12 protein-coding genes are annotated in these 13,185 nt (G+C 69.7%); 9 read left to right on the top strand and 3 right to left on the bottom strand.

Going from position 1 to position 13,185, the window contains the following annotated elements; genetic code table 11:
- The first annotated feature begins 24 nt into the window (after positions 1 to 24).
- Complete coding sequence (eccD, locus tag ACFY5B_RS26630; protein ID WP_389974042.1) at positions 25 to 1,536, top strand: type VII secretion integral membrane protein EccD; 1,512 nt, start codon at positions 25 to 27, stop codon at positions 1,534 to 1,536.
- Between the two features lie 659 nt (positions 1,537 to 2,195).
- Here the strand turns inward: eccD and ACFY5B_RS26625 are convergent.
- A complete protein-coding gene (locus ACFY5B_RS26625) occupies positions 2,196 to 2,471 on the bottom strand; it encodes a DUF397 domain-containing protein (protein ID WP_389973498.1) in 276 nt (91 codons plus the stop codon).
- 268 nt (positions 2,472 to 2,739) lie between these two features.
- Between ACFY5B_RS26625 and rpsO the strand changes: the two genes are divergently transcribed.
- From rpsO to ACFY5B_RS26600, 5 genes are all read left to right on the top strand, one after another.
- On the top strand, positions 2,740 to 3,027 hold the full coding sequence (gene rpsO, locus ACFY5B_RS26620) for a 30S ribosomal protein S15 (protein ID WP_003993372.1): 288 nt from the start codon (positions 2,740 to 2,742) through the stop codon (positions 3,025 to 3,027).
- Positions 3,028 to 3,318: 291 nt separating this feature from the next.
- On the top strand, positions 3,319 to 5,535 hold the full coding sequence (locus tag ACFY5B_RS26615) for a polyribonucleotide nucleotidyltransferase (RefSeq protein ID WP_389973495.1): 2,217 nt from the start codon (positions 3,319 to 3,321) through the stop codon (positions 5,533 to 5,535).
- Positions 5,532 to 6,911: a M16 family metallopeptidase gene (locus ACFY5B_RS26610; protein WP_389973492.1), complete on the top strand. Its 1,380-nt coding sequence runs from the start codon at positions 5,532 to 5,534 to the stop codon at positions 6,909 to 6,911. The genes ACFY5B_RS26615 and ACFY5B_RS26610 overlap by 4 nt, the downstream gene beginning before the upstream one ends.
- Positions 6,912 to 6,939: 28 nt before the next feature.
- Positions 6,940 to 7,692, top strand: a complete 753-nt coding sequence (gene dapB, locus ACFY5B_RS26605) for a 4-hydroxy-tetrahydrodipicolinate reductase (protein WP_389973489.1) — start codon at positions 6,940 to 6,942, stop codon at positions 7,690 to 7,692.
- A 13-nt stretch (positions 7,693 to 7,705) separates the two neighbouring features.
- The gene (locus ACFY5B_RS26600; RefSeq protein WP_389973486.1) at positions 7,706 to 8,161 is read left to right on the top strand and encodes a hypothetical protein; all 456 of its coding nucleotides are present in this window, start codon (positions 7,706 to 7,708) and stop codon (positions 8,159 to 8,161) included.
- An 80-nt stretch (positions 8,162 to 8,241) separates the two neighbouring features.
- Here ACFY5B_RS26600 and ACFY5B_RS26595 read toward each other — a convergent pair whose 3' ends face one another.
- Entirely contained in the window at positions 8,242 to 8,796 is a 555-nt protein-coding gene (locus ACFY5B_RS26595; RefSeq protein WP_389973483.1) for a hypothetical protein, read from the bottom strand.
- A gap of 112 nt (positions 8,797 to 8,908) precedes the next feature.
- Positions 8,909 to 9,148 carry a hypothetical protein gene (locus ACFY5B_RS26590; protein WP_389974039.1) on the bottom strand — a complete coding sequence of 80 codons (240 nt, stop codon included), beginning with the start codon at positions 9,146 to 9,148 and terminating at the stop codon, positions 8,909 to 8,911.
- A 176-nt stretch (positions 9,149 to 9,324) separates the two neighbouring features.
- Between ACFY5B_RS26590 and thyX the strand changes: the two genes are divergently transcribed.
- The 3 genes from thyX to ACFY5B_RS26575 all read left to right on the top strand — a co-directional run bounded on the left by thyX (position 9,325) and on the right by ACFY5B_RS26575 (position 13,018).
- Positions 9,325 to 10,065, top strand: a complete 741-nt coding sequence (gene thyX / locus ACFY5B_RS26585) for an FAD-dependent thymidylate synthase (protein ID WP_389973480.1) — start codon at positions 9,325 to 9,327, stop codon at positions 10,063 to 10,065.
- A gap of 212 nt (positions 10,066 to 10,277) precedes the next feature.
- Positions 10,278 to 11,177, top strand: coding sequence for a 4-hydroxy-tetrahydrodipicolinate synthase (gene dapA / locus ACFY5B_RS26580; protein WP_104789166.1), 900 nt, complete (start codon positions 10,278 to 10,280; stop codon positions 11,175 to 11,177).
- Positions 11,178 to 11,332: 155 nt separating this feature from the next.
- The gene (locus tag ACFY5B_RS26575) at positions 11,333 to 13,018 is read left to right on the top strand and encodes a ribonuclease J (protein ID WP_389973477.1); all 1,686 of its coding nucleotides are present in this window, start codon (positions 11,333 to 11,335) and stop codon (positions 13,016 to 13,018) included.
- Positions 13,019 to 13,185 lie beyond the last annotated feature (167 nt).

The following is a 13,185-nucleotide window of genomic DNA, read 5'->3' as shown; positions in this document are numbered from 1 at the left end:
GACGAGGGGGAACAGCAGGTGAGCATGATGGCCTCCGCGCCGACCGGCACGACCGGCGGAGCGGGCACCGGAGCTCCTTCCGGGGCGGGCACCGGGTTCGGATTCTGCCGAGTCACCATCGTGGCGCCGGACAGCCGTATCGACGTCGCGCTGCCCGACGACGTGTCAGTCGCCGACCTCTACCCGGAGATTCTGCGGTTCTCCCGGCAGAGCCCCGCCGAGGGTGCCCCGGTCGGTTACCACCTCGTGCGCCGGGACGGCACCGTCCTCGACGGGTCCCGCTCCCTCGCCGCCCAGCGCATCCTCGACGGCGAGCTGCTGACACTGCGTCCGTTCGCCGAGTCGCTGCCGCCCGCGGTCCACGACGACGTCTCCGAGGCGGTCGCTTCCGCTGTGACCGAGGACCGCACGCTGTGGAGCGGCACCCTCACCCGGGCCGCCGGTCTGGTCGCCGGCGGGGTCCTGCCTGCGCTGCTTGCGTTCGTGGTCTGGAGTTCGGAGATCCGCCACGACATGAACGGCCTCCAGGGCGTCCTGGCCGCCGTCACCGGTCTCCTCCTCATCACCATCTCGTGCGTCCGCGCGCGGGTCTACGACGACCGCGGATCGGCCGTCGCCCTGGGCCTGGGTGCCCTGCCGAACATCGCCGTGGCCGGCTCCGGACTGCTCCCGCTGTCGGAGGGCCAGGGCATCGGACGCCTGCAGTTCCTGCTCGCCTGTGCGGCCGTCCTCGTCGCCGCACTGGTCCTCACGCTGGTGTCGCCCAGCGGAGACGGCCCGTTCGTGGCGTTCGTGTTCGCCTCCGGTATCGGCCTGCTGACCACGTTCGTCGCGATGCTCACGCAGCTGAAGCCCATCGAGACGGCCGCTGTCTGCGCGCCGCTCGCGGTCAGCGCCCTCGCGTTCCTGCCCGGCCTGTCCATGCGCTTCGCCAGGCTGCCCATCGGCTTCGAACCGCCCAACCCGGGCCGTGGTTACACCACCGAGGAGCCCACCGGTCAGCACGAGCCCGTCGACGCCCGGCGCATCGCTGCTCAGGTCCGCCGCGGTCACGAACTCCTGGTCGGTCTGGTCGGTGGCTGCGCGCTCGTCACGGTCGGCGCGTCCATCGTCCTCGGCTTCTCCGACGACGTGTGGGCGCAGCTCCTCGCCCTCGCCACGGGTATCGCCATGCTGATGCGCGCCCACCTGTTCCGTTACACCGCGCAGGTCGGTGCCACGCTTGCCGCCGGTCTCGCCGCCCTCGTCTTCCTCGGTCTCGGGCTCGCCCTGAACCCGCCCGGGGAATTCCTGCGCGACGCGATCCAGGGCGACACCACCGGCCTGGACATCCGCTCGGTGTGGCTCGCGGCCGCGATCGCCGCGACCGCCGGCCTGCTGACGGCGATCGGCCTGATCGCACCGCGCAGCGGAGTCACTCCCTTCTGGGGGCGCTTCACGGAGATCGCCGAGACCTTCGTCCTGCTGACACTGGTCCCGCTGACACTCGCCGTGTTCGACGTGTACGCGTCCGCGCGGTCCATGGCCGGTAACTGAGCCGCCGTCTGCGCCGACCAGCGAAGGGATCGCCGAGCTGAGCTTCGGCGCGCTCTCGTCCGTGCTCACCCGGTCCTGGTGGCGGCCGACCGGCCGCGCAGGAAGCGCATCCCCGTGATCGCCGCTGCGTTGCCGATGTCGTCCCGCGGTGTGGCTGTGGGGGCCCGAGACGGCGCACGGGGACCTCAAGCCCGCGGCCGCACCGAGCCAGGGCAGGCTCGACTTCCGGGAGATGACGGAGCGGTGCCTTCGGATTCGAGTTGGGCACAGACGCGGCTGTGGGCGACGGGACCTCAGCGCTCCGGCTCGGCGGACCGATCAGCGGAAAGACCCGTCATGTCACCGTCGAGAACCGAGGCGCCGTCCTCTTCCACGACCGCAGTGGCAAGGAGGCCCTCCGCGACACGCGGCCCTCGTCGACCTCGGTGACGGCAAGCCGGTGCGGCAGGCCGACTCGTCTCCGAACGCGGCGCCGTCACTCCCGACGACGAGGTCGGGCCCTGCCACCGGTCACCTGGGCCGGCACGGACGCGTACGACAGCGGCAGTCTGTGCCGGCGGGTGAGGAAACCGCGGGCTGTGCCGCCGGCGGCGCGGCCGTGGTCGTGGCCTGATCGTTACGCGCGCGTGCCCCGGACAGGGGCCACGCGCGCGTGGCCACTACTGCGCGGAGCCGGGCTCGAGATCGAACTCTCCGTCCCGCGCCCCGAGTACGAACGCCCGCCACTCCGCCTCCGTGTAGCGCAGCACCGTGCCCGGGTCGAGCGACGACCGCATCGCCACGGCCCCCTCGGGCAGATAGGCGATCTCGACCCGCTCCTCGTGCTCCTCGGTGCCCGGCGCGCTGTGCCACTCGACACCGGAGATGTCGAGGGCGTAGAGCTCGTCCCGCTCCCGCTCCTTGCGTGCCTTGATCTCCTCAGCCGTCTCCGCCATGCCGCAGCGACCCCTTCCCGACGTACGAACGGTCCGAATCCGCTCACCCTAGTGGCGACCTCCGCTCCGGCCGGGAGGTTCGGGAGACCAGGGCAAACAGGACCCCGGTCGCCTGGTACCCTGGTCGACGGCCGTTTGTGTACGCACCCCCGGAGCCCACCGCTCTGGAGGCCGCGCCCAGCGGATCCCCGCCTTCCGAGTCATGGAAGCTCCCCCGAGACACAGACCGGGGGCACTCGGTGGCCATCACAGACTACGAGGAGTACGCGTGCCGCTCGACGCCGCTACGAAGAAGCAGATCATCACCGAGTTCGGCCAGAAGGAGGGCGACACCGGCTCCCCCGAGGTCCAGGTCGCCATGCTCTCGCGCCGCATCTCGGACCTGACCGAGCACCTCAAGACCCACAAGCACGACCACCACTCCCGCCGTGGTCTGCTGATCCTCGTGGGTCAGCGTCGCCGCCTTCTCCAGTACCTGGCGAAGAAGGACATCCAGCGCTTCCGCGCGCTGGTCGACCGCCTCGGCATCCGCCGTGGTGCGGCGGGCGCCAAGTAAGACGCCGTAAGGGGAGCGGTTCCCGGAGAATGGGGGCCGCTCCCTTTGCTGTACGTGCGGAGTGTCACCACTGCTTTGTAGTGTGGTAGCACAACGCAATACGGACGACACAGCACAACAAGAAGAGGAGAGGCGCACCCAGCCGCCGCCGGTCCTCGGTAGTGGCCCCCGGGGGAAGCGAGCCCCGGGTGCTTCGATCGAAGACCGGCCCGCACAGCCCGGAGCGCTTCTCCGCAACCGTCCCCCTGCCACACGGGCAGCGACAAGGACGAAGACGAGGAGATAACGCTAGTGGAGAACGAGACCCACTACGCCGAGGCCGTCATCGACAACGGCGCCTTCGGCACCCGCACCATCCGCTTCGAGACGGGCCGCCTGGCCAAGCAGGCCGCCGGCTCCGCCGTGGCGTACCTGGACGACGACACCATGGTGCTGTCGGCCACCACCGCCTCCAAGAACCCCAAGGACCAGCTCGACTTCTTCCCCCTCACGGTGGACGTCGAGGAGCGGATGTACGCCGCCGGCAAGATCCCCGGCAGCTTCTTCCGCCGTGAGGGCCGTCCCTCCGAGGACGCCATCCTCACCTGCCGCCTGATCGACCGCCCGCTGCGCCCCTCCTTCAAGAAGGGCCTGCGCAACGAGATCCAGGTCGTCGCCACGATCATGGCGCTCAACCCCGACCACCTGTACGACGTCGTCGCGATCAACGCCGCGTCCGCGTCCACGCAGCTGGCCGGCCTGCCCTTCTCCGGCCCGATCGGCGGCGTCCGCGTCGCGCTGATCCGCGGCCAGTGGGTGGCCTTCCCGACGCACACCGAGCTCGAGGACGCCGCGTTCGACATGGTCGTCGCGGGCCGCGTCCTGGAGGACGGCGACGTCGCGATCATGATGGTCGAGGCCGAGGCCACCGAGAAGACCATCAAGCTGGTCGAGGGCGGCGCCGAGGCGCCGACCGAGGAGGTCGTCGCCGCCGGTCTGGAAGCCGCGAAGCCCTTCATCAAGGTGCTCTGCAAGGCCCAGTCGGACCTCGCCGCCAAGGCCGCCAAGCCCACCGGCGAGTTCCCGATCTTCCTCGACTACCAGGACGACGTCCTGGAGGCGCTCACCGCCGCCGTCAAGCCGGAGCTCGCCTCCGCGCTGACCATCGCCGGCAAGCAGGAGCGCGAGGCCGAGCTCGACCGCGTCAAGGGTCTCGCCGCCGAGAAGCTCCTCCCGGAGTTCGAGGGCCGCGAGAAGGAGATCTCCGCCGCGTACCGCTCGCTGACCAAGACCCTGGTCCGTGAGCGCGTCATCAAGGAGAAGAAGCGCATCGACGGCCGCGGTGTCACCGACATCCGCACCCTGGCCGCCGAGGTCGAGGCCATCCCGCGGGTCCACGGCTCCGCCGTGTTCGAGCGTGGCGAGACCCAGATCCTGGGCGTCACCACCCTGAACATGCTCCGCATGGAGCAGCAGCTGGACACCCTCTCCCCGGTGACCCGCAAGCGCTACATGCACAACTACAACTTCCCGCCGTACTCCACCGGCGAGACCGGCCGCGTCGGCTCCCCCAAGCGCCGCGAGATCGGCCACGGCGCCCTCGCCGAGCGCGCCCTGGTGCCGGTCCTGCCGACACGCGAGGAGTTCCCCTACGCGATCCGCCAGGTGTCCGAGGCGCTGAGCTCCAACGGCTCGACGTCCATGGGCTCGGTCTGCGCCTCCACCATGTCGCTGCTGAACGCCGGTGTGCCGCTGAAGGCCCCCGTCGCCGGTATCGCCATGGGCCTGATCTCCCAGGAGATCGAGGGCGAGACGCACTACGTCACCCTCACCGACATCCTCGGTGCGGAGGACGCCTTCGGCGACATGGACTTCAAGGTCGCCGGCACGAAGGACTTCGTGACCGCCCTCCAGCTCGACACCAAGCTGGACGGCATCCCGGCCTCCGTCCTGGCCGCGGCCCTCAAGCAGGCCCGTGACGCCCGCCTCCACATCCTCGACGTGATGATGGAAGCGATCGACACGCCGGACGAGATGTCCCCCAACGCCCCGCGGATCATCACCGTCAAGATCCCCGTGGACAAGATCGGCGAGGTCATCGGCCCCAAGGGCAAGATGATCAACCAGATCCAGGAGGACACCGGCGCCGAGATCACGATCGAGGACGACGGCACCATCTACATCGGTGCCGCCGACGGCCCCTCCGCCGAGGCCGCCCGCACCACGATCAACGGCATCGCCAACCCGACGATGCCCGAGGTCGGCGAGCGCTACCTGGGCACGGTCGTGAAGACGACCACCTTCGGCGCGTTCGTCTCCCTGCTGCCCGGCAAGGACGGTCTGCTGCACATCTCGCAGATCCGCAAGCTGGCCGGCGGCAAGCGCGTGGAGAACGTCGAGGACGTTCTCGGCGTGGGCGCCAAGGTCCAGGTCGAGATCGCCGAGATCGACTCCCGCGGCAAGCTCTCCCTGATCCCGGTCATCGAGGGCGAAGACGGCGACGAGCAGAAGGACGACGGCGACAAGTGACGTCCCGTGGCTTCCAGGCGACGGCCCGCACCTCCTCGGAGGCGCGGGCCGTCGCCCGTACCCAAACCCTCATCAAGGGCGAGAACGGCATCGGTACGGTCCGCAAGACCACCCTCCCCGGCGGCCTGCGCATCGTCACCGAGACCCAGCCCTCGGTCCGCTCCGCGACCTTCGGCATCTGGGCGCACGTAGGCTCCCGCGACGAGACCCCGGCTCTCAACGGCGCCACCCATTACCTGGAGCACCTGCTCTTCAAGGGCACCAGCCGCAGGTCGGCCCTGGACATCTCCGCCGCACTCGACGCGGTCGGCGGCGAGATGAACGCGTTCACGGCGAAGGAGTACACGTGCTACTACGCACGCGTGCTCGACAACGACCTGCCGCTGGCCATCGACGTCGTCTGCGACATGCTGACCGGCTCGCTCATCCGCGAGGACGACGTCGACGTCGAGCGGGGCGCGATCCTCGAAGAGATCGCCATGACCGAGGACGACCCGGGCGACTGCGTGCACGACCTGTTCGCGCACACGATGTTCGGCGACAACCCCCTCGGCCGCCCGGTCCTCGGCACGGTCGACACGGTCAACGCCCTCACCGCCGACCGCATCCGCCGCTTCTACAAGAAGCACTACGATCCGACCCACCTGGTCGTCGCCTGCGCCGGCAACATCGACCACGCCAAGGTCGTACGGCAGGTCCGCGCCGCCTTCGAGAAGGCCGGTGCCTTCAAGGACCCGGCCGCTGACCCGGTCGCCCCGCGCAGCGGCAAGCGCGCCCTGCGCACCGCGGGCCGCGTCGACCTGATCGACCGCAAGACCGAGCAGGCGCACGTCGTGCTCGGCATGCCGGGCCTGTCCCGCACGGACGAGCGCCGCTGGGCCCTGGGCGTGCTGAACACCGCCCTCGGCGGCGGCATGTCCTCCCGCCTCTTCCAGGAAGTCCGCGAGAAGCGCGGCCTGGCCTACAGCGTGTACTCGTACACCTCCGGCTTCGCCGACTGCGGCCTGTTCGGCGTCTACGCCGGCTGCCGGCCCTCGCAGGTGCACGACGTGCTGAAGATCTGCCGCGACGAACTCGACCAGGTCGCCCAGCACGGCCTCTCGGACGACGAGATAGGGCGTGCGATCGGCCAGCTCCAGGGGTCCACGGTCCTCGGCCTTGAGGACACCGGCGCGCTGATGAACCGTCTCGGCAAGAGCGAGCTGTGCTGGGGCGAGCAGATGTCCGTCGACGACATGCTGTCGCGGATAGCGTCGGTCACCCCGGACGACGTCCGGGAGGTCGCCCGCGAGATCCTGGGACGGCGGCCCTCCCTGTCGGTCATCGGCCCGCTGAAGGACAAACAGGCGACCCGCCTCGACGACGCCGTCGCCTGACGATCCCCTGGTGAAGGAAGCACAAGAGATGAGCAAGCTGCGCGTGGCGGTCCTCGGCGCCAAGGGCCGGATCGGCTCGGAAGCCGTACGAGCCGTCGAAGCCGCCGAGGACATGGAACTGGTCGCCGCCCTCGGCCGGGGCGACAAGCTGGAGACGCTGACCGAAACCGGCGCCCAGGTCGCGGTCGAACTGACCACGCCCGACTCCGTCATGGCCAACCTCGACTTCTGCGTCGGCCACGGCATCCACGCGGTCGTCGGCACGACCGGCTGGACCGACGAGCGCCTCGCGCAGCTGAACGGCTGGCTCTCCGCCTCCCCGGAGACGGGCGTGCTCATCGCGCCGAACTTCTCCATCGGGGCCGTACTGAACATGAGGTTCGCGCAGATCGCGGCACCGTACTTCGAGTCGGTGGAGGTCATCGAGCTTCACCATCCGAAGAAGGTCGACGCCCCGTCGGGCACCGCCACGCGCACGGCCCAGCTCATCGCGTCGGCTCGTGCCGAGGCGGGTGCGGTCCAGGCACCGGACGCCACGGAGACGGCCCTGGACGGGGCGCGGGGCGCGGACGTCGACGGCATCCCCGTGCACTCCGTCCGCCTGCGCGGCCTGCTGGCCCACCAGGAGGTCCTGCTGGGCGGCGAGGGCGAGACACTCACCATCCGCCACGACTCGCTCCACCACAGCAGCTTCATGCCGGGCATCCTGCTCGGCGCCCGCCGCGTGGTGAGCACCCCGGGCCTGACGTTCGGCCTCGAACACTTCCTGGACCTGAACTGAGCCCCTGACCGTCATGCGCGCGAAGCTCACCTACGCCCTCACCGCCGCCGTCCTGGTCGTCTACTTCGTCCTGGTCGGCAGCCGCGGCGTCCTGCTCATCGAGATCGGCACGCCCCTCACCGTCACCTTCGGTGTCGCGGTGCTGATCCTGCCGGTCATCGGCCTGTGGTTCCTGTGGAAGAACACCCAGTTCGCCCGCAGGGCCGATCAACTCGCCGCCGAACTCGACGCCGAGGGCGGGCTGCCCGTCGACGAACTGCGGCGCACCCCCAGCGGGCGCATCGACCGCGACTCGGCCGACGAGGTCTTCGCCCGGCGCAAGGCCGAGACGGAAGACGCCCCCGACGACTGGCGCACCTGGTTCCGTCTCGCCGTCGCCTACCACGACGCCCGTGACACCCCGCGCGCCCGCAAGGCGATGCAGCGCGCGATCGCCCTGCACGACGGCAAGCAGCCCGAAGCGGCCTGAACCGCCGCCCACCCATGACGGAGGGGCCGGACCGTATCTCACGGTCCGGCCCCTCCGTCATGTCCGTCATGCTTCAGACGTCAGCGCGGGCCGTAGTCCGCGGCCCACGCCTCGACCGAGTCGGCCGCACGGTCGAAGGCCTCCGAGCGCCCCAGGAAGTCCGCGTTGTGCGTGGTCATCAAGGGCGGCAGATCGCCCGCCTCCCGGCCTTGGCGCCCGAGCAGCAGCGCCTGCCCCTGTACGGTCCGGGGCAGTCCCAGCCAGCGCACCGGCTGCTGCACCGTACGCACGGAGACGACCTGCTCCCAGGACGCCGTACGCGTCGTGAGGAACCCCACGTGCCGCAGCCCGCGTGGGCTGACCCACACACCCACCCGCAGCAGCCGCAGCGCCACGGCGATGACGAGCAGCGCCAGACCGAACACCAGGGCCGCCGAAGCGAGTTGGGCCGTCGCGGCGATGATGACCGCCGCGAACAGCACGAACGAGGCGAGCAGCAGCGCGAGGGCGGCCACCACGACGCGCCACGGCCCGGGCCGGTACGGACGCCGCCAGCGGTCACGGTCTTCGTGGGGCAACGGAACGTCGTCCGCCGCCTCGAAAACGCGGTCGGCCGTCAGGAAGGGCAGGGGCACGGCTGGTCCTCACTCGATCCATGCGTGGGCTGTGCCCGGTGAGGCTACCGATCTGTGTCCCCGGTCACCACTGGCGGGGGGCCGGATGGAGTCACCGCCGGCCCGGTGGGGTTCAGCGCTTGTCGGACGCCTGCGACTGCTGAGGCTGATCAGCCGTCTTGTCGGGCGTCAGCGCGGGCGTCCCGATGACCAGGGACCCCACGAGCCCCGCCACGATGGTGAGCCCCAGCAGCCAACGCCCGGCCATCTGACCGAAGGACGACCGCTCGCGCGGTGGGGGAGTGACATTGCTGCGGAACCTGTCGGCCTCGGCGACGAAGGCAAACGGTACGGGTTCACGCCGACCGAACATCAGGGGTATGTCTCCTTCAAGGGTGGGACGGATCACTTTCGTCTGTAGAGACGAACGAACTCCCTCAGAGGTGCCCTGTTTCACCGACTTCATTGCGGCACGGCACCGATCGCGCCGAATCGGCCGGGCCGTAGAGTGGCGTCGCCACACGACGAGATGGGAAGGCCCTGCCAACCGTGACCGACACTCCCGCCGACGACCTCAAACCCAGCTTCCGCAGCGACGTCACCGTCGAGCTGGTCAAGCACACCGCGTCCGACGCGGACGTCCTCTTCGCCGCACGCGTCTCGACCCTGGGCGAGCAGTCCCTGGACGAGCTGAAGAAGGACCCCGAGCGTTCCAAGGGCCTGATCAACTACCTGATGCGGGACCGGCACGGCAGCCCCTTCGAGCACAACTCGATGACCTTCCTCATCAGCGCCCCGATCTTCGTCTTCCGCGAGTTCATGCGGCACCGCGTCGGCTGGTCGTACAACGAGGAGAGCGGCCGCTACCGCGAGCTCCAGCCCGTCTTCTACGTCCCCGACGAGTCCCGCAAGCTGGTCCAGGAGGGCCGCCCGGGCAAGTACGTCTTCGTCGAGGGCACGCAGGCCCAGCAGGAACTGGTCGGCCGTGTGATGGAGGACTCCTACCGGCAGGCGTACGAGGCCTACCAGGAAATGCTCGCCGCCGGCGTCGCCCGCGAGGTGGCCCGCTCGGTCCTCCCGGTCGGCCTGTACTCGTCGATGTACGCCACCTGCAACGCCCGCTCGCTGATGCACTTCCTCGGCCTGCGCACCCAGCACGAGCTGGCGAAGGTCCCGTCCTTCCCGCAGCGCGAGATCGAGATGGTCGGCGAGAAGATGGAGGCCGAGTGGTCCCGGCTCATGCCGCTCACCTACGCCGCCTTCAACGCGAACGGCCGCGTGGCGCCGTAACGCGTCCAGGTTTTCCCGATCAGGTACAGATGTACGGTTCAGCCGCGCGAAGTGTCCGTATTGCGGCATTTGGAGAAGTTCATCTAGCCTGATCAAACGGGTCCGGCACTGCTTGAACCCCCGAGCAGGCAGTGCCGGGCTCCACCTTTGTCGCGACTTGTCGCCTGCCCCATGGGCAGACCCGGTCCTGAGCAACGAGTAGCGTGTAACCCATGGCTCCGACCTCGACTCCGCAGACCCCCTTCGGGCGGGTCCTCACCGCCATGGTCACGCCCTTCACGGCGGACGGCGCACTCGACCTCGACGGCGCGCAGCGGCTCGCCGCCCATCTGGTGGACGCAGGCAACGACGGCCTGGTCATCAACGGCACCACCGGCGAGTCCCCGACCACCAGCGACGCGGAGAAAGCGGATCTCGTACGGGCGGTCCTGGAGGCGGTCGGCGATCGCGCCCACGTGGTGGCCGGAGTCGGTACCAACGACACCCACCACAGCATGGAACTCGCCCGGGCCGCGGAGCGCACCGGCGCACACGGCCTGCTCGTCGTGACCCCGTACTACAACAAGCCCCCGCAGGAAGGCCTCTACCGGCACTTCACGGCCGTCGCCGACACCACCGGCCTTCCGGTGATGCTCTACGACATCCCCGGCCGCAGCGGCGTCCCGATCAGCACCGAGACGCTCGTCCGCCTCGCCGAGCACCCGCGCATCGTCGCCAACAAGGACGCAAAGGGCGACCTCGGCCGCGCCAGCTGGGCCATCGCCCGCTCCGGCCTCGCCTGGTACTCCGGCGACGACATGCTGAACCTGCCCCTGCTCTCGGTCGGCGCGGTCGGTTTCGTCTCGGTCGTCGGGCACGTCGTCACCCCCGAGCTGCGCGCCCTGGTCGAGGCGTACACCTCGGGCGACGTCCAGAAGGCCACCGAGATCCACCAGCAGCTGCTCGCCGTCTACACGGGCATGTTCCGCACCCAGGGCGTGATGACGACCAAGGCGGCGCTCGCCCTGCAGGGACTGCCCGCCGGGCCTCTGCGCGCGCCTATGGTCGAATGCGCGCCCGAGGAGATCGAGCAACTCAAGATCGATCTTGCTGCCGGCGGGGTACAGCTCTGACATCAGACTTCGCGCGGACCCCCGCGCAACTGCTTCACAACTGAATAAGCGGGCCACCGGTGCCCGCGCACCCCACACAGACAACTGCTTCTGCACGAACGTCACGCGCGCCACGTGCCCTACCGGTACGTGGCGTGCGTGGTGAGGAGAGTCTTTTGAGTCATCCGCATCCCGAACTCCGCACGCCCCCGCCGCTCCCCGAAGGCGGCCTGCGTGTCACCCCGCTCGGCGGCCTGGGCGAAATCGGCCGGAACATGACGGTCTTCGAATTCGGCGGCCGCCTGCTGATCGTCGACTGCGGAGTGCTCTTCCCCGAGGAGGAGCAGCCCGGAATCGACCTGATCCTGCCGGACTTCTCGTCCATCAGGGACCGCCTCGACGACATCGAGGGCATCGTGCTCACGCACGGGCACGAGGACCACATCGGCGGCGTCCCCTTCCTCCTGCGCGAGAAGCCGGACATCCCGCTGATCGGCTCCAAGCTGACCCTCGCCCTCATCGAGGCCAAGCTCCAGGAGCACCGCATCCGCCCCTACACCCTCGAGGTGGTGGAGGGGCACCGCGAGCGCATCGGCCCCTTCGACTGCGAGTTCATCGCGGTCAATCACTCCATCCCGGACGCGCTGGCCGTGGCCATCCGCACCCCCGCGGGCATGGTGGTCCACACCGGCGACTTCAAGATGGACCAGCTCCCGCTGGACAGCCGCCTCACGGACCTCCACGCGTTCGCACGCCTGAGCGAGGAGGGCATCGACCTCCTCCTCTCGGACTCGACCAACGCCGAGGTGCCGGGATTCGTCCCGCCCGAGCGGGAGATCTCCAACGTCCTGCGTCAGGTCTTCGCGGGCGCCCGCAAGCGCATCATCGTCGCGAGCTTCGCCAGCCACGTGCACCGCATCCAGCAGATCCTGGACGCGGCACACGAGTACGGCCGCCGTGTGGCCTTCGTCGGCCGCTCCATGGTCCGCAACATGGGCATCGCGCGGGACCTGGGCTATCTGAGGGTCCCCCCGGGCCTGGTCGTGGACGTCAAGACCCTCGACGACCTCCCGGACAGCGAGGTGGTCCTGGTCTGCACGGGCTCCCAGGGCGAGCCGATGGCGGCCCTGTCCCGCATGGCCAACCGCGACCACCAGATCCGCATCGTCCAGGGCGACACGGTGATCCTCGCGTCGTCCCTGATCCCTGGCAACGAGAACGCGGTCTACCGCGTGATCAACGGCCTCACCCGCTGGGGCGCCAACGTCGTCCACAAGGGCAACGCCAAGGTCCACGTCTCCGGCCACGCCTCCGCGGGCGAGCTGCTGTACTTCTACAACATCTGCCGCCCGAAGAACCTGATGCCGGTGCACGGCGAATGGCGCCACCTCCGGGCCAACGCCGAGCTGGGCGCCCTGACCGGCGTCCCGCACGACCGCATCGTCATCGCCGAGGACGGCGTAGCCGTCGACCTCGTCGAGGGCAAGGCGAAGATCTCCGGCAAGGTCCAGGCGGGATACGTCTACGTCGACGGCCTCTCGGTCGGTGACGTCGGTGAGCCGGCCCTCAAGGACCGCAAGATCCTCGGAGACGAGGGCATCATCTCGGTCTTCGTGGTCATCGACTCGTCCACCGGGAAGATCACCGGCGGCCCGCACATCCAGGCCCGCGGCTCCGGCATCGAGGACTCCGCCTTCGGCGACGTGGTCCCCAGGATCACGGAAGTGCTCGAACGCTCCGCCCAGGACGGCGTCGTGGAACCCCACCAGCTCCAGCAGCTCGTGCGCCGCACGCTGGGCAAGTGGGTCTCGGACACCTACCGGCGCCGGCCGATGATCCTGCCTGTGGTCGTGGAGGTCTGACGGCCCGTCGGGCCTGAGCCCGAGCCAACTGGGAGCGGGGGGGGGGGGGGGGGGTGGGGGGGCCCCCCCCCCCCCCGGTTTAAAAAAAACCCCCCGCGGGCCCCCCCCCCACACACCGCCCGGGGTGCAGCCCGGGCGCGGGGGGGCAAACCACCAAGAAAAATAAT

The sequence above is a fragment of the Streptomyces sp. NPDC013187 genome (genome assembly GCF_042899705.1).
GTDB lineage: Bacteria > Actinomycetota > Actinomycetes > Streptomycetales > Streptomycetaceae > Streptomyces > Streptomyces hawaiiensis_A.
The sequence above is the reverse complement of the archived record's forward strand: the minus strand, read 5'-3'. Positions and strand labels throughout refer to the sequence as shown.